20 protein-coding genes are annotated in these 22,877 nt (G+C 46.8%); 19 read left to right on the top strand and 1 reads right to left on the bottom strand.

Translation table 11 applies throughout. The features are described 5' to 3' along the window. Nucleotides 1-9 precede the first annotated feature (9 nt). Nucleotides 10-939: an arabinan endo-1,5-alpha-L-arabinosidase AbnA gene (gene abnA, locus AAHF22_RS11445; protein WP_503651409.1), complete on the bottom strand. Its 930-nt coding sequence runs from the start codon at nt 937-939 to the stop codon at nt 10-12. 376 nt (nt 940-1,315) lie between these two features. Here abnA and AAHF22_RS11440 point away from each other — a divergent pair, with 376 nt between their 5' ends. The 19 genes from AAHF22_RS11440 (at nt 1,316) to AAHF22_RS11350 (ending at nt 22,873) form a co-directional block, all read left to right on the top strand. Beyond that, on the top strand, nt 1,316-2,233 hold the full coding sequence (locus AAHF22_RS11440; RefSeq protein WP_347325136.1) for an ArsR/SmtB family transcription factor: 918 nt from the start codon (nt 1,316-1,318) through the stop codon (nt 2,231-2,233). Nucleotides 2,234-3,179: 946 nt separating this feature from the next. Continuing rightward, nucleotides 3,180-3,575: a Fur family transcriptional regulator gene (locus AAHF22_RS11435; RefSeq protein ID WP_347325135.1), complete on the top strand. Its 396-nt coding sequence runs from the start codon at nt 3,180-3,182 to the stop codon at nt 3,573-3,575. Beyond that, entirely contained in the window at nt 3,551-4,366 is an 816-nt protein-coding gene (locus AAHF22_RS11430; RefSeq protein WP_347325134.1) for a winged helix-turn-helix transcriptional regulator, read from the top strand. The genes AAHF22_RS11435 and AAHF22_RS11430 overlap by 25 nt, the downstream gene beginning before the upstream one ends. Before the next feature lie 648 nt (nt 4,367-5,014). Further along, nucleotides 5,015-6,475, top strand: a complete 1,461-nt coding sequence (locus tag AAHF22_RS11425; protein ID WP_347325133.1) for a catalase — start codon at nt 5,015-5,017, stop codon at nt 6,473-6,475. Nucleotides 6,476-7,015: 540 nt separating this feature from the next. Beyond that, nucleotides 7,016-7,471 (top strand): hypothetical protein, encoded by a 456-nt coding sequence (locus tag AAHF22_RS11420; protein WP_347325132.1) that lies wholly within the window; start codon nt 7,016-7,018, stop codon nt 7,469-7,471. Nucleotides 7,472-8,609: 1,138 nt separating this feature from the next. Continuing rightward, on the top strand, nt 8,610-9,026 hold the full coding sequence (locus tag AAHF22_RS11415; RefSeq protein ID WP_347325131.1) for a BlaI/MecI/CopY family transcriptional regulator: 417 nt from the start codon (nt 8,610-8,612) through the stop codon (nt 9,024-9,026). Next, nucleotides 9,008-9,889, top strand: a complete 882-nt coding sequence (locus AAHF22_RS11410) for a M56 family metallopeptidase (protein ID WP_347325130.1) — start codon at nt 9,008-9,010, stop codon at nt 9,887-9,889. The genes AAHF22_RS11415 and AAHF22_RS11410 overlap by 19 nt, the downstream gene beginning before the upstream one ends. Nucleotides 9,890-9,955: 66 nt before the next feature. After that, on the top strand, nt 9,956-10,384 hold the full coding sequence (locus AAHF22_RS11405; RefSeq protein WP_347325129.1) for a DoxX family protein: 429 nt from the start codon (nt 9,956-9,958) through the stop codon (nt 10,382-10,384). Nucleotides 10,385-10,983: 599 nt separating this feature from the next. Continuing rightward, nucleotides 10,984-12,999 carry a methyl-accepting chemotaxis protein gene (locus AAHF22_RS11400; RefSeq protein WP_347325334.1) on the top strand — a complete coding sequence of 672 codons (2,016 nt, stop codon included), beginning with the start codon at nt 10,984-10,986 and terminating at the stop codon, nt 12,997-12,999. Nucleotides 13,000-13,726: 727 nt separating this feature from the next. Next, nucleotides 13,727-14,428, top strand: a complete 702-nt coding sequence (locus AAHF22_RS11395; RefSeq protein ID WP_347325128.1) for a pirin family protein — start codon at nt 13,727-13,729, stop codon at nt 14,426-14,428. A 17-nt stretch (nt 14,429-14,445) separates the two neighbouring features. Continuing rightward, on the top strand, nt 14,446-14,775 hold the full coding sequence (locus AAHF22_RS11390; protein WP_347325127.1) for a hypothetical protein: 330 nt from the start codon (nt 14,446-14,448) through the stop codon (nt 14,773-14,775). Between the two features lie 667 nt (nt 14,776-15,442). After that, nucleotides 15,443-17,653: an ATP-binding protein gene (locus AAHF22_RS11385; protein WP_347325333.1), complete on the top strand. Its 2,211-nt coding sequence runs from the start codon at nt 15,443-15,445 to the stop codon at nt 17,651-17,653. A 79-nt stretch (nt 17,654-17,732) separates the two neighbouring features. Beyond that, entirely contained in the window at nt 17,733-18,299 is a 567-nt protein-coding gene (locus AAHF22_RS11380) for a Pvc16 family protein (protein WP_347325126.1), read from the top strand. Beyond that, complete coding sequence (locus AAHF22_RS11375) at nt 18,296-19,222, top strand: hypothetical protein (protein WP_347325125.1); 927 nt, start codon at nt 18,296-18,298, stop codon at nt 19,220-19,222. Before AAHF22_RS11380 ends, AAHF22_RS11375 begins: the two co-directional genes overlap by 4 nt. Before the next feature lie 96 nt (nt 19,223-19,318). Further along, on the top strand, nt 19,319-21,088 hold the full coding sequence (locus AAHF22_RS11370) for a phage tail sheath family protein (protein WP_347325124.1): 1,770 nt from the start codon (nt 19,319-19,321) through the stop codon (nt 21,086-21,088). Nucleotides 21,089-21,149: 61 nt separating this feature from the next. Beyond that, nucleotides 21,150-21,581: a phage tail protein gene (locus tag AAHF22_RS11365; protein WP_347325123.1), complete on the top strand. Its 432-nt coding sequence runs from the start codon at nt 21,150-21,152 to the stop codon at nt 21,579-21,581. Between the two features lie 238 nt (nt 21,582-21,819). After that, on the top strand, nt 21,820-22,191 hold the full coding sequence (locus AAHF22_RS11360) for a phage tail assembly protein (RefSeq protein ID WP_347325122.1): 372 nt from the start codon (nt 21,820-21,822) through the stop codon (nt 22,189-22,191). Further along, complete coding sequence (locus AAHF22_RS11355; RefSeq protein WP_347325121.1) at nt 22,188-22,394, top strand: DUF6760 family protein; 207 nt, start codon at nt 22,188-22,190, stop codon at nt 22,392-22,394. Before AAHF22_RS11360 ends, AAHF22_RS11355 begins: the two co-directional genes overlap by 4 nt. 32 nt (nt 22,395-22,426) lie before the next feature. Beyond that, nucleotides 22,427-22,873, top strand: coding sequence for a phage tail protein (locus tag AAHF22_RS11350; protein ID WP_347325120.1), 447 nt, complete (start codon nt 22,427-22,429; stop codon nt 22,871-22,873). Nucleotides 22,874-22,877 lie beyond the last annotated feature (4 nt).

The following is a 22,877-nucleotide window of genomic DNA, read 5'->3' as shown; positions in this document are numbered from 1 at the left end:
CCTGTTCATTTAGTACGTGGGCCAGCCGCTAGAATCCCAGAGTAGATCGTTAATTAGCAGCTTTGGATTGCCGTTATCGGTTGCATCGTAAGCATGACGTGCAATAATATTGCCATTGTAGATATCCTGACCACCTGGACCTTTCCAATGATCATTGCCGGCATCGAGGATTGTACCGCCACCGTTCAGCATATTCACGCCATTTTTATCAACGTAAGGGCCGGTAATGCTAGTCGAACGTCCGTACACCATTTTGTACGTGCTATTCACACCTTTACAGCATGAATCGATCGAAGCAAACAGATAGTAGTAGCCTCCATGATACGTAATGCTAGGTGCTTCGATTGCCCCATTGTTATTCGGACGAGCGGCGATCGAGCTGATGCTGCCAGTTGGCTTCATCGTGTTCTTATCGAGCTTCACAATCTTCAGTCCGCTCCAGAACGAACCAAAAGCGAGCCACGGGTTACCTGCTGTATCAATGACCAGATTCGGATCGATGGCGTTGTAGTTGTTCGCGCTTGTCGATTGAAGCACGATGCCTTCATCTTTCCACTGTCCAGCACCGATGCTGCTTGCACTTGCCAGACCGATCGCTGAGCGATTTTCGCCAAATGCAGAAATCGAGTAGTACAGCCATACTTTACCGTTGTACTGCTGAATATCCGGTGCCCACACATCCATTTGCTTATGATTCGGGACAGCCGTTTTCCACCAAGACGGCTCGGATAGGAAAATCTGCGGTACACGATACCATGATGTTCCATTGTCTGACTTCAACACTTGCAGACCTGGACCTGTAGAGAACGTATACCATGAATTGCCTTCTTTAATGATCGATGGATCATGTACAGCGATATCACCCGACAAATTCCAAAATGCTGCAATCGCACGTGACTGACCTGCCAGCAACATCATGACAACAAGGAATAGCGGCAAAGCTAAGCGTACAACCTTAAATCCTTTTGTCTTGCGGATTTTCTCCAAACGGAACGCCACCTCTCTGGGGATGATCATGATTTGGTTTATAAAAGACTAAATCAATTTAGGTATAACCATATTATAAAAGCGTTTACATGATATTTCAATGGTATATTTTAAATATATATCAATCAATTTAAGTTGATATATTGAGGGTTTACAAATGAAAAAAGACATAAACGTCCGAAAAGTAGGCATTTTAAAAGGATTTTAAGCTTTTTGAGTATGTCTTTCTTTCCTGTTTGTAATGATTTATAATTGTGTGAAATAAAACATACATGTGCATCGTCTATCCATATAGACTTTGTTCAGAACGGGGAAAGGACATCCATCTATGATTTATATTAAAGACCTGATGTCAGGTGTTAATATTTTCAAGGCGCTGAGTTCGGAAATTCGTATTCAAATTATCGAGTTGCTTGCACAAAATCAAAGTCTTAATCTGAATGATCTGGCAACCAAACTCGGACTGAGCAACGGTGCCATCACTATGCATATTAAAAAGTTAGAAGAAAGCGGTCTCATTGAGATCAACACCGCAGTAGGCAAGCACGGCATTCAGAAAATATGTTATCTGAATGAGGAAAAGCTCATGGTCGACCTGCGTTCCAAAGAAATCCATAACCGCTATGAAGTCGAGATTCAGGTCGGTCACTACAGTGATTATCAAGCCGTGCCTACATGCGGATTGGCTACACGCGACAGTATTATCGGTGAATTCGATGATCCACGCTATTTTGCTGATCCTTTGCGCATCGATGCCGAAATGATCTGGCTGAACGATGGTTATCTGGAATACCGTATCCCAAACTATCTAAAACCGAACCAGACGTTTAACGAAATTCAGCTCTCGATGGAACTAGGCTCAGAAGCGCCCGGTTTCTGCGACAACTACCCATCCGACATTTTCTTTTATATTAATGGAAAACAAATCGGTTGCTGGACAAGCCCCGGTGATTTCGGTGATACGCGTGGAACATTTAACCCCGACTGGTGGCCACCGCACCTGAACCAGTATGGCATGCTCAAACTAATCCGCATCACCCAGGATGGCAGCTACATCGACGGCTGCCGCATTTCTGACGTGACACTCAGCGATATCGAACTGGACTACAAAAGTAACATCCATTTCCGCATCGCCGTAACCGACGGCCCAGCCAACAAGCGCGGTCTAACGATCTTCGGCAAAAACTTCGGCAACTACGGCCAAAATTTGCTGGCAAGAGTGCTGTATGATGTGCAGGACGATTAAAAATTAACGATAAGGGAATCATGTTAGTTTGTTATATATTTAGTTTGTTATATATTCTGTAATACGTAGCGCATCTGCATCGACATGAGGTAACAGTGTTCAGTATATGAACACTGCATGCCCCTGAAGTTATAGTAGATTAGCAGCGAAAAGATAAGCCAAGCTATAAAATGAACCAGACGATAAATAAATTCAACTGTATGCATGATAAATAAATTCAATTGTATGTATAAAGTTAAATGCAAAGCCAGCTACGAATATTACAAAGCCTGCTGTTCAGCTATAAATTATGAAGTACACATTCTCATGCTTTATTTTAAAGATAAATAAAATAGCTCGCATACTTGAAATAAAACCTCAAAGTAAAACCTCAAAGCAAAACAAAGCAGATACAAGTAAAAATAAAAGCAAAGTTACGAGTTCAAGTTTATTTTGATCATTCCGCTCTATAACTACTCTATATAACATATGCTTCCTTAAACTAAATGTTCACCCACCACCAATACAGGTTAAATAAAACTAAATACACAACCCCAAAAGGAGTGCAACCAGCACTCCTTTTATTTTAAAAACTGCTACACCCCCTAAAGATGAAAACAATGTTACGCTTGCTGCGCAAGCACGCTTAATATTTATTAATATGATGCAATCAGCACGTAACGGAGACAAGGAAATAAGGGGAAAGGACGACTTTGGAGGGGCGGGAATCTACAAGTCATTCCTAATCCGTAGATTCCCGCGGCTCCACCTGAGTCCGTCCCCTTATTCCTTGTCGGAGTGATGGAAGCATCCCCAAACCAAGCCTGCATCCCCCACCCCAGTAACATTTTTCCATCCCCACCCAGGAAACCATGAGAACCATTATCACTTTAATTTGTAAAGCTATTGACCCGGATTTGAAATGGATTTATACTTATTCTAAAATCAAATTAAGGGAATGATCCATGTGAAAACCATCAATCTGACGACACAGCGTAAAGCTGTATATGATATCGTCTATCATGCTGAGGATCACCCGACTGCCGCTGACGTCATGAATCGGTTGGTAGAGCGTGGTCATAATTTCGCTTATGGAACGGTATATAATTCGCTTCGCTACCTGACTGACAATGGATTAATTCGCGAGCTTAAGCTTGGTGAAGCCGCCAGCCGCTATGATGGCAAAATGGATGATCACCAGCATATTGTATGTGAATCCTGTGGTCGTGTAGACGAGGTTATGACAGGTGCACCGCTTCAATGGTATGCAGATGTAGCGGAGGAGACCGGGTACGATGTTCATCATGCACATGTTGTATTTAAAGGAGTGTGTACTGAATGCAAAAACAAATCGAAAAAATAATTGAGAATGATTATCTTTCTAGTTCCCGTGCTGCATTAAGCTGGGGAGTAGTAGCCGATGAAATGGATGCACAATCGATGGCACTTGCTTGTCCGGTTACACGCCGCGTTGTGATTATTAGTCCAACTCCAAGTCGTGTGCATGAGTTAACACGTACATTATCGGATAGTTGCTTTGATGTGATGGTATTCCATCGCTGGGAAAATAGCGGTTCAGGCGCGATCAGTGCGGATCTGTACATTTTCGATATGATTGCTTCGGCAGGCAGTAGCGATATTGAACAGGCTAAGTCGCGCATAAATGAGAATAATTCTCATGTGCCTGCGATCTTCCTTGTACGTGAGGAAATGCTGGCGCTGGGCATGAAGGAATGGACCGAGGAAGAATTGCTCGTTTGGCCGATGCGTCCGCAAGAAGGATTGTATCATGTGGAACGTGTTATTCGTTCCAGCGCAAGCCGTCCGGTTGCTCCAGCAGCGGATGATGCACAGCACCGCATCGTGTTTAAAGATCTGTGGATCGATCGCAAAAAGATGACCGTTTATCGGGGTCAACGCCGCATCGATCTGACCAAAACGGAGTATGATCTGCTGCAAATGCTCGTTGAAAGCGAAGGTGGCGTATTGTCACGTGAGCAATTGATGAGTGAAATCTGGGGCACTCAATTTTTCGGCGGCAGCAATGTAGTCGATGTACACGTCAAAAGTTTGCGTAAAAAGATCGGCGATAATGCTTCAGCGCCGCAATATATCGCTACAGTACGCGGTGTAGGCTATCGTTTGGCTGACTGATCGCTGTATCCTTTTTCGATTAGCAAAAGATAGTTTGAGAAATATAAAATTATTTAGCACACCAGCACACCAGCACACCAGCACACCAGCACACCAGCACACCAGCACACCAGCACACCAGCACACCAGCACACCAGCACACCAGCACACCAGCACACCAGCACACCGAATGTGTAAGTCCAGACGTGTAAGCCTACAGGGTTTATCGTGTTGGCAGGATATGGACTGCCCATCGTATTGTTTCTAAAACAGTGCTTCTAAATAAGTATTCGGTATCGCTCTGTCTCAGAAGGGGATTCACTTCCGAGATAGAGCGATTTTATTTTATTCAGCCGTTGGTTCAGCAGTAAATATATTTTTCAAACTACCTAGTGATTACAAACAGTTATTACAAGAAGAATTTTCCTTCATTTCTTCTTCATCCAAGCCTCATAAAAGACTCACCTAACGCTCATCCTTCGCTCATGAACCTCGACCGTTTTCGATGCTACACTAACGTTACATTCAAATTTTGAAATCAGTCTAAATGCAAGTCTAATTTATACCCAGCATTTTACTCTTATATTGATTCCAGTATATTTCGAGTATAGGCAGTATAAAGTAGATCGAGCAGGTCATGATTTCCGCTTCGAAAGGATGATTGTAACGATGGATAACCGTTTAACGACCAACCAGGGTGCTCCAGTAGGAGATAACCAGAATTCCCGTACTGCCGGACGCCGAGGACCCACGCTGCTGGAAGATTACCATCTGCTTGAGAAAATTGCTCATTTTGACCGTGAACGTATTCCTGAGCGTGTTGTGCATGCAAGAGGTGCAGGTGCACACGGCGTATTCCGCGTAGAAAACAGCATGAAAGAGTATACAAAGGCTGCTTTTCTACAAGAAGTAGGCGCAGAGACACCCGTCTTTGTTCGCTTCTCGACTGTTATTCATGGTGTAGGTTCACCAGAGACAGCACGCGATCCGCGCGGCTTTGCGACTAAGTTCTACACACAGGAAGGCAACTATGATCTGGTCGGCAACCATCTGCCGGTATTTTTTATCCGTGATGCGATTAAATTTCCCGATATGGTGCATTCACTCAAACCTGACCCACAAACGAATATTCAGAATCCAGGCCGCTACTGGGACTTCATGACATTGACGCCGGAATCGACACATATGATGACATGGTTGTTCTCCGATCATGGAACACCAGCGAATTATCGTGAAATGGATGGTTTTGGGGTGCATTCGTTCAAATGGATTAATGCCGAAGGCAAAGTCACGTATGTAAAATATAAATGGGAATCGTTGCAGGGTGTACGCACGTTGTCTGCTAGCGAAGTAGAGCAACAGCAGGGCAAAGATTTCAACCATGCGACCCGTGATCTGTTTGACCATATCGAAAAAGGCGAGTTCCCGCAGTGGCAGCTTAAAGTGCAATTTATCGAGCCTGCTGACATTGACAACTATTCGTTCGATCCACTCGATCCAACGAAAGTATGGCCGGAAGAGCAGTTCCCATTCCATGTTGTAGGTACGATGACATTGAACAAAAACCCGGACAACTTCTTTGCTGAGGTGGAGCAATCCGCATTCTCGCCAAGTGCAGTTGTACCCGGCATTGAGCCGTCTGAAGACAAATTGTTGCAAGGTCGCCTGTTCTCCTACCCGGATACACAGCGTCACCGTCTGGGACCGAATTATTTGCAAATTCCGGTCAACTGCCCGTATGCGCCCGTTCGTAATCATCAGCGCGATGGATTGATGAATGTGAACCAGGATACGAGCCGTTACAATTATGAGCCGAACAGCTATACTGACGGTCCGGTTGAAGATCCGGCTTATTCAGAAACTGAAGTGGAGCTGCACGGACAGGTCACCCGTCAAAAAATTGAAAAAACAGACGATTTTACCCAGGCTGGTGAACAATATCGTTCATATAATTCGGCGCAGAAGGATAATTTGCTCTCCAATCTGGTTAATGATTTACAGGGAGTGAAAAAGGATATTCAGTTGCGCGCCATTTGCAACTTTATCCGTGCAGACCGTGAATACGGAATGCGTCTGGCTCAAGGACTTGGCGTAGATATTAACGAATTTATGTCCCAGCTGCACTCCTAAGTGGTAAACTATTGATGCACATCTTGCGTATATCAAGGTAGAAGGTCGTGCTTGCAAAAGAGCAGGTATGTTCTTCTTCCGGTAAGGTCCGCTTCGCGCGGATTGGTGTGCTCCAGTATCCGACTCTTTGACCATGCAAGGGGTAGACTGTATACGGTTGGAGTGGGATGCTTTTATATACAGCCTGTTGAATCGCTCTGGTAAGGAAGTGCAGCCTAATAGAAGCAGAGGATACGGAGCTGTTCGACAAGCCTACAGCAAAACTGTCTGCGGCGCAGTAAGCCGGGTATTGCGGAGTATGAATGAGACAACGTTATGGATGGATCATTCGGTTACCGCCTGAACCCGTAAGCCGCAGCGGACAAGGCCATATGGCCATCATATAGATGTACTGGCAGGGGGAAGCGTGGCAGCATGAGTTTGCGCTTCTCCCTGTTTGTTTCTCTTACCGTCAGGTCTGTTAGTCGTTCAATGCCGATGCAGCTTTAACAGGAATGCAGGCTTTTGATTCACGATCGAACAGTAGAGGAGAGATGGGCCATGAATAAATGGACAGTTCGAAGTATGGTTAGTTTGCTGGCGGCTGTATGTCTCATAGGGGCGGTTGCTGTTCAGCCTGCGACGGCTGGCGCAGCAAGTTTGGCTGCACAGCGTGTGGTCGAACATAAAAATGGCGGCGGCGTACCATCCGATTTTCCGATTCCAGATGATGCAACCGTAGTCACATCCACACGCAATGATAACGGTGACGAGCATTTTGTACGTGTAACACTGCGCACGATGCTGAGTATGGAGCTACTTGCCAAAACATATAGTGAATATTTCCGCAGCATCGATATGCCGGATGCACTCAAGAAAGTGAGTGAAGAAGGTCTACTCATTCAAGGCGATAATGCACAAACCGGCGAAAGCTGGATTTTAATAGCCAATCCCGTCGATCCGAACGTGAACAACGGACAGGTACAGATGACCCTAATCTGGAACGATGCCCGGTAATGGTAAGTTGCGATCGTAGAAATACTGTAGAAGAACGATGCAATATAAAAGATCAAAACAGTATGAAACATCGATGTAATATAAAGGATCAATACAGCATGAAAGATCGATGTAGTATAAAGGATCAATACACTTTGAAAGATCTATACACGATAGACGATCAATGTAGTATGAAAAACATCTATCTATTACATGGTTATACTGTTCTGCCGAACGTCTGCCTATTGTAAAATGAATACAATCAGAAAGACGTTCGGATAGAACAACGTTTAAAGAGCACCGTACATAAGGCAGAACTCTAAGGCAGAACTCTAAGGCAGAACTCATACCTTGACCGCATTAAATATGAAATTGGATAGCAGTTTGCTATGAGCTAGTAAAAATGAGTTCATGGCATAATACAAGTATATTTCTCATTATGATACAAGGATGTTTTTTATAAAGTGAAGTCGATTAGACTGTCAATTGAGGCTGATCAATGTATTAGTGATTTAACCGAAATTCATTTTAGCTTTAACTGCGATTCAAATTCGGATCTACAAAATGCCAGCGCACGATCAAATATCATATTCAACTTGTATAATTATTCATCCTGATCAGAGCACTAGAATACGAATAGGATCTCCCTTTTGGAAAGTATATATTTGTAATGATTGTTTATAATTATTTATGGTTTTGCAATGCTCGTGAAATGCTCGTAAAATAACTACCCTGCCACCCAACTTGGGGTGTACGCAAACTCATATGGTGCAACACCCACGTAACGGAGGCAAGGAAATAAGGGGGACGGACGTACTCATAGTGTTAGCGATCTCCTAACACGTGGTTCGATGAAAAGTGATTTTTGCGAAGCAAAATATCATACTGCTTTTGAGCACGGGAATCTACAATACCCTCCTGCTCCGTAGATTCCTGTGCGAGACGGAAGTCCGCCCCCTTATTCCTTGCCGGAGTGGGTGAACTCACCATAACCCAAGTTTGCCCCCACCCCCACCCAATTTATTTCCAAAAGAATAATTAAGAAACTAACAAAAAGTATAGACTGATACGCAAAATGTGTTAATATACAATTAACTATATGAGTTTGACTTGCTCTAAAGATGAGCACTACAATAAGTAGTGTGAGGTGGCGAGCAGAATGAAAATTAAAAAATTTAATGTCGGTACAACAGGACTGGATCGTTTTTTCGGCCCATTGGAAGCCAAAATTATGAATGTGCTCTGGGATGCGGAGCACCCTTTAACGATTAAAGAGGTCCAGCAGGCGCTGGATCAGGTCAAGTCGCTTAGCTTCAACACGGTCATGACGGTAATGAATCGACTTGTTGAGAAAGGCGCGCTCCACAAGCAGATGGAAGGGAAAAGCTTTCATTATGTGCCGCTGGAAAGCCGCGAGGACTTTCTCGATCATCAATCCAGAGAATTAACCCATGAACTGATGGAGGAATTCGGCTCGCTTGCTGTCAACCACATGGTGGATGTGTTGGAAGAGGTTGACCCCAAACTTATTCAAGCCTTGGAGGACAAAATCAGACAATGGAAAAACAACGGGTAGAATGGTGGAAACGTCGCTCTGATCGTCTGCTAAGCACAGGGTTAGGCATTGCGCTATTTACATTTGTGCTGATGGGCATGTACGCGATGCATATGCTGTTTGGCTGGAATATTCCGTTTGATGTACTGCGTATTTGCAATATGTGGATGCAGGAACATGGCTGGTTGTCAGTGAGTCACTTGCTGGGCACGCTTGTAATTTGTACGTTTGTGCTGTTCACAGGTTATGCTATGGATCAATGCTATGGTTCGTACCGGGCGGCACAGCGTTGCCGTCAGCTGGAGAATCATGCACTGTCGGAGCGTTTTAATCGGCGCTATTACCCGCAAGGTGAGCCGATCTTTATCATTGTGCGCCATGCCGAACCGCTTGCATTAACGATGGGGACATGGAAGCGGCGTATTATCCTGTCCGAAGGATTGCTACAGCTGCTAGATGAGCAGGAGCTGGAAGCGGTCGTGCATCATGAACGGTTTCATTACGAACAACGTGATCCGCTGCGTACCTTTATGCTATCGCAGGCTTCATTTGCCCTATGGTTTTTACCTGTACTGCGTAACATAGCTATACATTACAAAATCTCACGTGAGGTGCTTGCCGATCATGCTGCGATCGAACAGCTAGGAACACCCGCAGGAATTGGCGGTGCACTGCTCAAACTGGTCAAAAGCTCACGAGCACGTATGCAACTGCCAGCGCGAATGATCTATTCTTCATTCGCGGAGACATCGCTCAACTACCGGATTCACCGGATTATCGAGCCTGATAGTGGTCACTCCCCACGGCTTGCGCTGTGGTCAGTTATCATTTCGCTGCCGATCTTGATCGTACTTAGCGTATTGGTGTTATGGTCGCTCATCTAAACGGAGGGCGGCTTTTCATAAAATAAAACTACAACCTGTAGTGTATCGACAAAGGAGGAATTTATAATGAATGTGCTTAAAAGAAATGTGGAGTTAGGTCTGCTGATCGTCCGAGTGTTAACGGGTATTATTTTCCTCGTACATGGTATTTCCAAATTCCAGGGTGGTATTGCGGGTACACAGGGCTTTTTCCAAAGTGTAGGCATTCCAACTTTCCTCGCGCCGATCGTTGGGGGGCTGGAAATCGTCGGCGGGATCGCGCTCATTCTCGGTCTGTTCACACGTATTGCTGGCATTGTACTCGCTATCGTTATCGTGGGAGCACTGCTGACTGCCAAAATGGGACAGCCGTTCATGATGGGTACAGAGTTCGATTATCTGGTGCTGTTCGCCAGCTTGCAAATGGCTCTGGCAGGTAGTGCATTGCTGTCGCTGGATAGCGTTATTTTCGGTAAAAAGACACGTGGTGAAAATAGACGACTGGCGGAAAATTGACGCTTAGTGTACGTTTATTCGCTCATCGTATAGTTGTAGGCGTGAACTTGATCAGGGCGTCACTACCATCCAATAAAGACATCATCGTGCCTACACAACGGTATAGTAGATCATATGAAAAAGCGGGATATGGCTGTATAGTCGATATTCCGCTTTTTTGTATGGAGGGGAAGGTATAGCACTTGCACTTACGTTGTAGTTTTTTAGATAGACATAGAGATAAACCTAGAGATAGAGGCATAACCATTTCATTGAAGCTTTTTTGAAGGGGACTAGATGAGGTGTAAACAAAGAAATTGATGGAACATAACGACAAGCTTTTAAAGAGAATGAATAAGCGAAACGACTAGTAATTGATGATTGCAACATAGGTGAATGTTGTCGAAATGCAATCTAAATTGTACCGTTGATCGATTGATATCGTATTCGAAAAGGTTGGTACCGCGCACCAACATTCATATTTCTGCAAATTTCGCATTCCATGTCAGATATCTCTAAATAAATGAGTGTGTAAAGGCGATATATACAATATTAGGTATGAGTTAACACTCATGTACCATCCATTATTGCATGTCTAAAGGGGAAAGAGTGTGGTTAGAATGGCGAAAACGGTGAAGGCACCGAAGATAAAGCAGGTGAAAAAACCGAAGGCAAATCGGACATTTCGCTGGACGATTCGAAATCAGCTGATTACGGCTTTTATTATTATTTTGCTTGGGCCAAGTCTTGCGATTAGTCTGACGTTGTATGATACGGCCAAAAATCAAGTACAGTCGCAATTAATTACAAGTGCAACGCAAAGCGTGCGGACAGCAGACAACTTTGTACAAAACTCGTTGCAGACAAAGTTTTATGATGTTGAATATTTATCGAAATTGTTCAATAGTTCTATGATCGATGGGAGCTTTAGTCCGCAAATTGTACCACGACTGGCTCAGTACAAAGGATTGCATCCAGATGCCGTGGATGCTTTTATCGGTACACCGGATGGAACGATGATTCGTGCGATTCCAAAAGCAAATGAGAATGGCTATGATCCACGTGAACGTGACTGGTACAAAAAGGCGATCGCAGCGCCAGGTACAACGATCATGACGAGCGTTGTGATCAATTCCGAAAAGCTGCCCGTTGTCGTGATTGCGCGCACATTGCCAGATAATTCCGGTGTACTGGGCGTATCGCTTAATTTGCAAAATATTGCAAAGCTGGTCGATATTCCGGTTGGTCGTGAAGGTTATGTGATCGTACTGGATCAAGATCGTAAATATATCGTTAGCCGTAGTGGAACACCAGGTGAGACAGCGACAGGTAACTATCTGGAAGAGATGTATGCCAAAGATAGCGGCCAGATTGATTATGTGTTTGAAAATCGCGCCAAAAAAATGGTTTTCCAAACCGATAAGCTGACAGGTTGGAAAATTGCAGGCACGATGTATACAAGTGAAATTGATGATGCTGTAGCACCGATCCGCCATACGGCAACGATCATTGTCGCTATCGCGCTTGTAATTGCTGCCGGTATTGTATTGTTCAGTATCCGTATGATTATGAAGCCGATTAGCGCGCTTCGTCAGACGACCCAGCAGATCAGTCAGGGCGATCTGAGCGTTACGATTGATCAGAGTAAAAATAATGAAATTGGTGATTTGGCACGTGACTTTGCCGTGATGGTGAACAATCTACGCGATATGATCGAGCGTGTGCGCGATACGACGGATAATGTGTCAGCTGCGTCGGAGGAACTGTCCGCCGGAGCGGAAGAGACCAGTCGCTCGGTCGAGCATGTGACGATGGCGATTCAGGAAGTTGCCGCAGGCAGTGAACGTCAGGTGAACAGTGTAAACGAAGGCGCTACCGCGATTCATCGTATGTCGGAGCGTGTAACGGAGATGTCGACGCATGTAGGCGATGTGACCAATACGCTGCAAGAAGCGTCTAAGGCAGCGGCTCGCGGTAACGATTCAGTTATCGATGTGGTACAGAAAATTTACGATATTCAGATAACGGTTGAGCATTTGAGTACGATCATCAATCAGATGAGTGAGCATTCGTCTGAGATCGATGGGATCGTCGTGCTGATCCGTAACATCGCCAAGCAAACGAATTTGCTGGCGCTGAATGCGTCGATCGAAGCTGCGCGTGCAGGCGAGCATGGTAAAGGCTTTGCTGTAGTGGCGGATGAAGTGCGTAAGCTGGCTTCCGAATCGTCAGATTCGGCGCAGCGGATCGGTGACCTGATCGTAGGGATGCAAGGGGTCGTTACCCAGTCGCTTGAAGTTATGGACCAAGCGAAGCAAAATGTCGAGGGCGGTATTATAGCGGTCGATACATCAGGCCGTTCGTTCTCGAAAATCAATCGCTCAATTAAAGCGGTCGCTCGCAAAATGGACGATATGAACGGAGTCACCGGACAATTGACAGGCGATGCAGATGCTGTGGTGGCTGAAATTGAAAATATCGCCAGCATTTCGGATCAGGCAGCAGGCAATACGGAAACGATCTCTGCCGCAGCAGAAGAACAGCTTGCTTCGATGCAGGAAGTGTCCAGTGCAGCAACCGATCTGACCCGTCTGGCAGAACAGCTGCAAGAGTTAGTAGCACGTTTCCGTCTGTAAGGATAAGGCGAGGGAATTAAGTTATAAAATAGAGTCAGGCTAAGCATTAGAAGTTCGTATGCCCGTATATCGACCGAGATGAAGGTTAACTTTACTTTACATCCGATGCCAATTCCGAGCTATAACGTGCTAGCCTACGATCAAAGCTAATCGTTAAACCGGATCATTGACTGGACTGGATACTCTAAATGGCGATGAATATGGCTATATATGAAGCGCGATCTCAGGATTAGGTTGCAGTGGTTTGATCAAAGATTCTGCTCGATTTGTTTAAATATGTTTGAACGGCAAGCCGCTGCTCCATATATGTAATGGGGCAGCGGTTTTTGGTATGATCCCATCGTTCGTTTACAGTCATAGTGAATAGTAAATCATATGGCGTAGCAGAACGGTACGAAGCATGAATTTGCATATCATCTATATTTGGATCATCTATAGCAGATGTTCGGAACGAGATGTTTGCCAGAAGCATAAGCGAACAGGTATAATACATTATATTCGTTAGTTTGTTACAATTATTCAGTGGGGATTGTTACATTCGATATACAATCTATATTAGTTGTATTACTCGTACTAGAGGTACTACTCGTACTAGAGGTACTACTCATACTAGAAGTACTACTCGTATTAGAAGTACTAGCCGTATTAAAAGTACGCTCAAAAGTATGCCCTATTTGCCCGTTTAAAGGTAAGGTCAATTTGTTAATTTTGAGGAGGCAATCCGTATATGATTCAGGTATATCCTGCAAGCGAACGGTTTCATTTTGACCGTGAATGGCTGCGTGGCAGTCACAGCTTCTCCTTTGGTGAATATCAGGACCCGAACAATATGAGCTTTGGGCCGCTCCGTGTGTTTAATGATGATATCATTGCACCGTCGCATGGCTTTGGTGCGCATCCGCATAGTGATATGGAGATTGTATCGATTATTTTACAGGGTCAGCTACGGCATGAAGACAATATCGGTAATGTAGCAGTGAGTTCATTTGGTGGTATTCAGCGTATGTCGGCAGGTACAGGTGTGATTCATACCGAGCATAATGCGTCCAACGAAACGGATTGCAATCTGTTACAGCTCTGGTTTGAACCGGAGGTGCGTGGACTGACACCATCGTATATGACAGCTTCTTTTAATCCGGCATCGTTGAGCGGCAAACTTGTTCCGGTTGTGAGTCGTCAGGGTGGAGAACATCAGGCAACGATTCATCAGGATTTGACGATCTATTTGAGTCGCCTGGAAAAGGGTGAGCAGGTAGAGTTTGTACAGCAACCGAACCGCCGTATGTATGTGTTTGTCATTAACGGTGCGCTGCGTTTGAACGATGGGCAGGTATTATCTGCACGCGATTCCGCACGTATCGAGCAGGAAAGCCGTCTGGAAGTGACTGCCGAGCAGCCGGTATTCTGGATGTTGATTGATTTGCCTTGAGCACAAGGGGGATGAATATGAAGGAAACGGTAATGGTGAAGCATGCGGTAACAGGTCGCGAATTTTTGAATAATAATCGGCAATCGCTGAATTATCAGTTTTCGGAATTGCCGGAGGGACGATATCGGTTGGAATTTCAAGGTGTTGAGCCTGAAATCGCTCATGATATCGTGCGTTTTCGTCAGGAATTGAATATGTTCCGGTTTGAGCTTCCTGACAATGAGCCACAGATTAAGCACTGGTATTATGTGAACCCGGATCGAGTGCAGTTTGATGCCGAGCAGGGACGTTTGACGATCGAAGCAGATTCGCAAATCCGCTATATGCCAACGGACTACTGGGCGTAATTACGTCTTTAGTCGGTTCATAGATGAAGATAATGTAAAAATAGGCCAGTTACCCCAGGTGACTGGCTTTTTGTTATTGAAAATTGAATAGAGTTGTATTAACATAATTTGTAATTCCACTTTATTGATTCCTGATTTCTTCATCTCTCCATCATGATGATCCCATTTACATGTAGCACACTCCAACAAGCTACATGGGCGATAAAGAACAGCTATATAGCAAGCTTTTCGCTACTTCTGCCAGCATCGCTGGTTACATCAAGGCATTTTACATAATGCTCTACCACTCTGAATATGGGATGTTCACTTTCTCGAATAAAAGATTATTTTTAAATGAATATTGAACCGATACGGTTGTATCCGATATATGTAGTCCGCGATTCCCAGACAGGTCTAAATGACCAGTCAATGGATGAAATGTCTCCGTCTTTGTTTAGCAGTTATAACGTTGCTTATGAGGAGTCGGTAACGTTCATGCGTGTATTGAATTTGGGGCGGGCAGGCGATTATTTTTCAAAACAAAAAAGCTGGTTCCAAACGAAGTTAATTTCACCAAAAGCTAAATATTAGCTAGCTGACTCATTGCTTGCTAGCTTGGTTGTTATGTAGACGAAAAATGGCAGTCTCACGTAGGCAGACACATTAGAATAGGAGGCCAGTGGTGCCTATGGATGTAACGGATTACGAACGAAATTCGTCAATGATGCCAGACACCGATGCCAGAGCAGGGTTTCATAACGGATTAGAGCATATCGGGCGGGAACTAAGACGTGCCGAGCTGCTTGTGCGAATAGCGATGCTTCGTTATCCGCCGCAACTTGCAGCAGAGATCGAGCAGTATAAAGGGCTGTTTATTAGCGATGAGGAAGTGGAGTTGCTACTGGCTCAGCATCGGCCGGCTGAGGATCATGACCGGTTGCAGCAGCTTTATGCCGAGCAGGCTGCGCTGGAGCAAGAGCTGTCGCAACGTCTTGCTCATAGCGATATTAGACAGCTTCCGCTGGCATTGCTGCGTGAACGTCTACACTTAAATCGCGAAGAATACATATGTGTCATTGTGCTACTGGCGATCGAGCTGGAGCGACGATATGAGAAGCTATATGCGTATTTACAGGACGATATTACGTGCAAATATGTAACACCTGATCTGATGCTTAAACTGGCGGCAACGGATGCCGATTCGGAAATGAAATGGTTACAGGCGCTTCATCCGGCTGCGACAGTGAGTCGCTTGTTGTTAAAGCGCGGTGCAGTCAACGAGCAGCAGCATTTTCTCAGTCGGCCATTATGGCTGGAACCCCAGGTACTGCGCTTCCTGCTTGGAGATGCGGAGCGATACGATCCTGTGCAGGGCTGGTTGGACATTCAACGTCCAGTTGATGCACCCGAGCGACCCATTGTACAGGGACATATACAGGAACAATTAAGACGCATCGTGAACACAAAAAGTAGCGGTCTACATACGATACGCTATTATGCGCTACATGGGCGTACCGGCAGCGGACGTCGGCATCAACTCTATTATGTGTACGGTCGTCTGGAACGGGAGCTGGTTATCACCGATCTGAATCGGATCGACACGACTGGAGTGGAGGAAGCAATCTATGCAGTTGTTCGTGAAGCACGGCTACGTGGAGCAGATCTTGTGTTTCACGGCTGGGAAAGCTGGGCGGTGCACCGTGAACGCGAACTACAACTTGTACGTGGTGCATTACGCGACTATACCGGCATCATCTGGCTTATCGGTGAAGATGGGGCTGGGCGTGCGGACATATCCAACCGCGAATTATGGCCACTCCGAGATGAGGTAACGATTCCGCTACCTGATCATGAGCAGACGAAGCAGCTCTGGCAGCATTATGCCCGTCAGTTATTGCCGGAGACGCTGAAACTGGATGATGATCATCTGGCGGCTACTTTTCAAATGACACCTGGACAGATTCGGCAGGCGCTCGAATGGCTTGCATCCGCCTATAGCGAGCTACAGGAGCCGTCGCCAGAGCAGTTGCGAGAGTTGCTGCATGAAGCATGCTATCGGCAGATTCATACCCGACTGGAAGATCAGGCTACACGACTCGCCGGTGGATGGACGTGGGAGCAGCTTATTTTGCCGGAAGCACAGAAGCGTCAGCTGCGCTATGCGTGTGATCAGGTGAAGCATCGTAGCAAGGTATATGACGAATGGGGTCTTGGCAAGCGGTTACCATATGGCAAAGGGTTAAGTCTACTATTCACGGGACCGCCGGGTACAGGTAAAACGATGTCTGCGCGTATTATCGCGGCTGAGCTACAGATGGAGTTGTATCAGATCAATCTGTCGCAGGTGGTGAGCAAGTACATTGGCGAGACGGAGAAGCACCTGCAAGCGGTGTTTGACGAGGCGCGTTATAGCAGCAGCATTTTGTTTTTTGATGAAGCGGATGCGCTGTTTGGCAAACGGTCAGAGGTGAGCGATTCGCATGATCGTTTTGCCAATATGGAAACGTCGTTCCTGCTGCAACAGATGGAGTCGTATGAAGGCATTACGGTGCTGGCAACGAACTATCGCCAAAATCTGGACGATGCTTTTATGAGACGAATTAGCTTTATCGTGCGTTTTCCGTTTCCCGATGCGGTGAGCCGAAAGCAAATCTGGTTATCGATGTTACCGGAGCAGCTTCCATTGGAACCTGGACTTGATCTGGACTTTCTCGCCCGCACATTCGAACTATCTGGTGGACAGATTAAAAATATCGTCGTAGCTGCTGCTTTTATCGCGGCAGCACAGGAGCGAACGTTATCGATGGATATGCTTTTGACCGCTGTGCGGTTGGAATTGGAAAAGGGTGGTCTGCTGATATCACCGGAGACGCTCGGCATGTATGCGGATCTATGGTGAGCTAGCTAGCGGTTAGCATAGCAGTAGCTAGATGTGGCTTATCGCTTGAAAGGGGGAATGGACGATCGGAAATGCAAATGTGATCGCCGATACAGGGCTAACGATCGTTGGATTGCTGCGGCAGCAATTGGTGCCAGATACGGTAGCTCACCCGGAAAGCATTGGACTGGCTTCACCGCTGGAGGAAGGGGAGCTATCAATCAGTGTATATCTGTTCGATATTCGGCAGAGTCGGGATTATCAAACGAATGAAATGATTGTGCAAAATCGCGGCACATTACGCTATCCGCCGCTCTGTTTGGAGCTGTATTACCTCATTACGGTGCATTCACGAGCTGACCTGCCTGTGCGTGCGTTGGACAGCAATCGCATAATAGGCGGTGTGATGCAGACGCTCCATGATTACGGAAGTGTGGGCGGTGCTGATCTGGTCGGTACGCTTAAGGATAATAATGAAGAGCTGCGATTAATACTGGAAGATTTACCGTCAGAACGTCTCAGTCAGATTTTCTCGCAAAAACCGTATCGGTTGTCAGTGGCGTGTCGAGCTGGACCGATCCTACTGGAATCGCAGCGCACGAAAAAGGTGACGCGTGTACTGGATGCGAGTCTGTCGGCAGAACAGCGAAATGGAGGGCAACCATGAACTCATCCCGTTCCATCCGTTATCGCTGCTCGGTCGTTCTGCGTCTTATTGATTCAGTCACGGGTGGCGCTCCAGCAGCACGAGCGCTGAAGCTGCATCTGGGCTTGCTGGATCAGCCGGATCAAACAGCTCCCGCTCGTGTACTGCCTCCACTTCGTGGTCGAGCATTGCAACCTAAAGGTGGCGGTTATTATGCCGCAAGTGAGCTGGAACCCGGCCATTATGTGTTAACGGTGCATTCACCGGATTATATGCCGATGCAGCTGCAATGGACACTGGAATCTCAGGCAGCAAAGCCATTTGAAGCCAATTTGCGGTTACTGCCTTCGTCTGCTTATCTGTATGCTGAGCGATTAACGAGAGTGCGATGTCGCTGTATCGGTGAGGATGAACAGCCCGTTTCCGGTGTTGACCTGTTTCTGCGTGGTAGCCAGTCTGCGGCAGCACGCGCAAGACTGCGGCAAGCTGCCGAGGTGGGAGCAACCGAACTGTATGTACGAGCGACGGGAACTACACCTGTAGCTGGCGAGCAGATGGTGTTGCTATCTCAGCAGCAGGTAGATGAGGAGACAGCAACATCTGCATCACTGGAGCGAATTCAGATCGCTGCTGCGGAAGAGGATAGGGAGGATGGCGTTATGCAAGTACAGAGTGCTGGCGAGCGCTGTTGGAAGCTGACCGAGCCATTACAGCAGCGCTATCCGGCAGGCACACCGCTATTACATCTTATCTATGGGCAAAGTGACGCACGCGGGGAAGCACTGCTCGTATTGCCTACACTGCCAGGCGGTGCGACAGACTATGAGCTGTCGACAGGTGAAGGGACTGCATCGTTGCAAGCTCATTTAACTTTGAAAGAAGGTGAGGCACTGCGGGTGGAGCTGAATATGGCAAGTGGACAGGCTCGCATTCGGAACAGGTAGTAATCGTCGCATGGATCGCCGCATTATGCAGTAAGCCGTTTGCCGGATTCGGCTGATGGGATCGTCCAAGTTCAATGATGAGAGGGGAAAAGCACCATGCCTGAATATTTATCTCCCGGAGTATATGTGGAGGAGTTTGACAGTGGTCCAGTACCGATGCAGGGAGTTAGTACCAGTACCGCTGGTTTTCTTGGATTGGCAGAACGCGGGCCTGTAGAAGGTTTGCCTTTACTAATTACTGGGATGGCGGATTTCCAGCGTAACTTTGGTGGATATTTGTCCGAAAATGCGTTTGGTGTGTATCGCTATCTGGCGTATGCGGTTGAGCATTTCTTTGGAAATGGCGGTTCGCGTTGTTATGTAATGCGTGTCGCACCAGAAGGCGCATTGCCTGCTGCCAATGTACAGCCGGATGAAGCGGATGATAAAAAGCCGGGACTGCGTATCGTTGCACGTAATCCAGGTCAGTGGGGAAATCGCATTATCGTCACATTGCGTCCGACAAGTAAAGCGAAAACGCAAATTTTAGAAACGCTGGACGGTAACAAATATCGAGTGAAAAGCACCGCCGGTTTCCGTGCAGGCGATGTGATCGGTTTTACCGACGAATCGAATGCTGAGGAGGAGCCGAAGCGTTCGTATCACCGTGTTGTGTCAGCGCTGGACAATGTATTGGAGTTAGATAGCGCGATTGATGGCGATCCAGAGGATACCAATCTCGTGCCGACCAAAACGCTGACTACACGTGAATTCAATCTGGAAGTAGCGTATGGTTCCGAAGCTGAATTGTTTGAAAATGCTTCGCTTAATGCGGCGGCACCGAACTATATCGGCATCGTAGCTTCCCGCTCGGCGCTCATTAATGTGAACTGGAATGAAGGCGAACCGGATACAGCTGCTGCGGATAAGGTAATCTCTCCATTTGAAACGATCAGTGGTGCAGCGGAAGAGACCGGACGCTATCAGCTGACACTATCCGGTGGTAGCGATGGCAGTGTGGATAGCATCACACCGGCTGATTTTATGGGCAAAGATCTGGGACCAGGCAAACGGACAGGTATTCAAGCATTTATCGATAATGATGAGGTCAGCCTGATGGCGGTGCCCGGCATTACCGATCCGAATGTACAGCTGGCACTGGTAGCGCATTGTGAAAATGCGACCAATCGCTTTGCGATTCTTGATGCACCACGTGATAGCACGAAGGTACCGGATATTACGGCGCATCGGAATTATTTTGATACGTCTTATGCGGCATTATACTCGCCGTGGCTGCTCGTCTTTGATCCATTCGAAAAGCGCAGTGTAGCGATTCCACCTTCCGGCTCGATGGCAGGCATCTATGCGCGCTCTGACAATACACGCGGCGTGCACAAAGCACCAGCGAATGAAGTGGTACGCGGTGTGACTGGGCTGTATTGCCAGTACAACACCGGTGAGCAGGATATTCTCAATCCGCGCGGTATCAATCTGATTCGTCAGTTTACCGGACAGGGCATTCGTGTCTGGGGTGCACGTACATGTTCTTCGAACGGACTATGGAAATATATTAACGTCCGGCGTCTGTTCATTTTCGTTGAGGAATCGATTCGCCGCAATACAAACTGGGTTGTATTTGAGCCGAATGATGCACCGTTATGGGCGCGTGTACAGCGCACGATTGATTCGTTCCTGACAACTGTATGGCGTGATGGCGCATTGCAAGGTTCCAGTCCCAGTGAAGCATTTTATGTCGATATTGGCCCGAATACGATGACGCAGGACGATATCGACAATGGACGACTGATCTGTGTGATCGGGATTGCAGCGGTAAAACCAGCGGAGTTTGTTATTTTCCGCATTACGCAGAAGACGGCAACCGAGTAAGCGGCAGCGCAGACCGCATGTACGGCGAATATGATTTCATTTCGGGAGAGGGGATACATGTATGAGTGAGCGCAAGGACCCATACCGTAATTTTAGGTTCAAAATGGAAGTTGGCAATATTACGCAAGCCGGATTTACCGAGGTGTCCGGCTATGATGCAACAGTGGAGGTTGTGGAATATCGTGAAGGTAATGAAGCGACCACACCGCGTAAGCTACCCGGCTTGACCAAGTACGGCAATATTACACTCAAATGGGGCGTGACCGATTCGACGGATCTGTATAAATGGCTGGAGGATTGCACGAACGGTACGATCACCCGTCAAAATGTAACGATTACCGCGATCGATGAAACGGGCGCGGACAAGGCGGCATGGCAAATTATGCAGGCGTGGCCAACCAAGTACACCGCACCGAGTTTTAACGGTTCTGGTAAAGAGGTTGCGATTGAAACGATTGAGCTGGCGCATGAGGGTATGAAGCGCACGAAATAAGCATGGGAGTGCGGCGTATGCTCATGTCATCGGTGGATACGGATCGTGATGAGATTGGATAGATGTGGAATGTGTCTGTCCACGTATGAACATCCGGCAACGACATAATCTATTTTCAACTTACACATTTCAACTACACAGCGGCTTGATGTCAGCCGGATGAACAGGCGTGCTTTATAGTAAATAAAGCATAGGTCGGTTCATTCGGCGGCAACGTGCCGGAATGGGGGAACAGCAGATGTTAACAACAGAACATGCATTTGAATTGCCACGAGGTTATATCGATCGGGAAGGGAATTTGCATCGTCGTGGTGTGATGCGTCTGGCGACTGCCAGCGATGAGATTTTGCCGATGCGTGATCCGCGTGTGCAGCAGAATCCGAGCTACCTGACGATTATTTTGCTCGCTCGTGTCATTACGAAGCTGGGTGATATGCCGATGATCGATACGCATACGATCGAAGGATTGTTTACGGCCGATCTGGCGTACTTGCAGGAATTTTATCGCAGTATTAACGAGATGGAGCTGACGACGATTCCTACTGTATGTCCACGCTGCGGACATGAGCATGAGGTGACGATGAATTTTTTGGATCCAAGTCGGGTTTGAGTCTGCAATACCCGGTAGACAAGCTGTACGAGGAAATGGGCTTTATCGCGTACTATTTTCACTGGTCGCATGAAGCGCTTATGCAGATGGAGCACCGTGAGCGTCAGCGCTGGTGTGAAGAGATCAATCGGATCAATCGGCGTCTTAATGACGATGGCTCAGAGCAACCTGAGAATCTGTTTGATGTATTTGGAAAGGGGTGAGTACGCTGGCAGCTTCTTCAAGCAACCAAAATATGAACCAAGTCGATCCGCTGGGCGGGTTTCGTTTTCTTGTGCAGATCGATCAGCTTCAGGTCGGCGGCTTCTCCGAGATTAGCGGCTTGCAGGCGGAAACGAAGTACGAGACCTACGAGGAAGGCGGGCAAAATGGATTTGTACATCGCTTTCCGACCCGGCGCGAGTATCCACCGCTTGTGCTAAAACGTGGCGTGCTGCTATCGCTCGGTCTATGGGATTGGTACAACAGTTTTACGATAGGAAAAATGACGCCACGTGACGGCTCAATTATGATGGCAAGCGATGACTACAGTCAGCTGCTGATCTGGAATTTTATTCAGGCGTATCCGGTCAAATGGATCGGGCCACAACTGAATGCCGGGCAGGGCAGTCTGGCGGTAGAGTCGCTTGAACTGGTGCATCAGGGGCTATCATTAAGTCGCCGTAGTAATACGAGCCGCTAGCAAA

The sequence above is a fragment of the Paenibacillus wenxiniae genome, from assembly GCF_039822605.1.
Classification (GTDB): Bacteria; Bacillota; Bacilli; order Paenibacillales; family Paenibacillaceae; genus Saccharibacillus; species Saccharibacillus wenxiniae.
The sequence above is the reverse complement of the archived record's forward strand: the minus strand, read 5'-3'. Positions and strand labels throughout refer to the sequence as shown.

What these genes read in the sequence shown, in the direction of transcription:
- AAHF22_RS11440 (WP_347325136.1), top strand. Translation starts at nt 1,316, where the DNA reads ATGATTTATATTAAAGACCTGATGTCAGGTGTTAATATTTTCAAGGCG.
- AAHF22_RS11430 (WP_347325134.1), top strand. Translation starts at nt 3,551, where the DNA reads ATGCAAAAACAAATCGAAAAAATAATTGAGAATGATTATCTTTCTAGT.
- AAHF22_RS11425 (WP_347325133.1), top strand. Translation starts at nt 5,015, where the DNA reads ATGGATAACCGTTTAACGACCAACCAGGGTGCTCCAGTAGGAGATAAC.
- AAHF22_RS11420 (WP_347325132.1), top strand. Translation starts at nt 7,016, where the DNA reads ATGAATAAATGGACAGTTCGAAGTATGGTTAGTTTGCTGGCGGCTGTA.
- AAHF22_RS11415 (WP_347325131.1), top strand. Translation starts at nt 8,610, where the DNA reads ATGAAAATTAAAAAATTTAATGTCGGTACAACAGGACTGGATCGTTTT.
- AAHF22_RS11410 (WP_347325130.1), top strand. Translation starts at nt 9,008, where the DNA reads ATGGAAAAACAACGGGTAGAATGGTGGAAACGTCGCTCTGATCGTCTG.
- AAHF22_RS11405 (WP_347325129.1), top strand. Translation starts at nt 9,956, where the DNA reads ATGAATGTGCTTAAAAGAAATGTGGAGTTAGGTCTGCTGATCGTCCGA.
- AAHF22_RS11400 (WP_347325334.1), top strand. Translation starts at nt 10,984, where the DNA reads ATGGCGAAAACGGTGAAGGCACCGAAGATAAAGCAGGTGAAAAAACCG.
- AAHF22_RS11395 (WP_347325128.1), top strand. Translation starts at nt 13,727, where the DNA reads ATGATTCAGGTATATCCTGCAAGCGAACGGTTTCATTTTGACCGTGAA.
- AAHF22_RS11390 (WP_347325127.1), top strand. Translation starts at nt 14,446, where the DNA reads ATGAAGGAAACGGTAATGGTGAAGCATGCGGTAACAGGTCGCGAATTT.
- AAHF22_RS11385 (WP_347325333.1), top strand. Translation starts at nt 15,443, where the DNA reads ATGGATGTAACGGATTACGAACGAAATTCGTCAATGATGCCAGACACC.
- AAHF22_RS11375 (WP_347325125.1), top strand. Translation starts at nt 18,296, where the DNA reads ATGAACTCATCCCGTTCCATCCGTTATCGCTGCTCGGTCGTTCTGCGT.
- AAHF22_RS11370 (WP_347325124.1), top strand. Translation starts at nt 19,319, where the DNA reads ATGCCTGAATATTTATCTCCCGGAGTATATGTGGAGGAGTTTGACAGT.
- AAHF22_RS11365 (WP_347325123.1), top strand. Translation starts at nt 21,150, where the DNA reads ATGAGTGAGCGCAAGGACCCATACCGTAATTTTAGGTTCAAAATGGAA.
- AAHF22_RS11360 (WP_347325122.1), top strand. Translation starts at nt 21,820, where the DNA reads ATGTTAACAACAGAACATGCATTTGAATTGCCACGAGGTTATATCGAT.
- AAHF22_RS11350 (WP_347325120.1), top strand. Translation starts at nt 22,427, where the DNA reads ATGAACCAAGTCGATCCGCTGGGCGGGTTTCGTTTTCTTGTGCAGATC.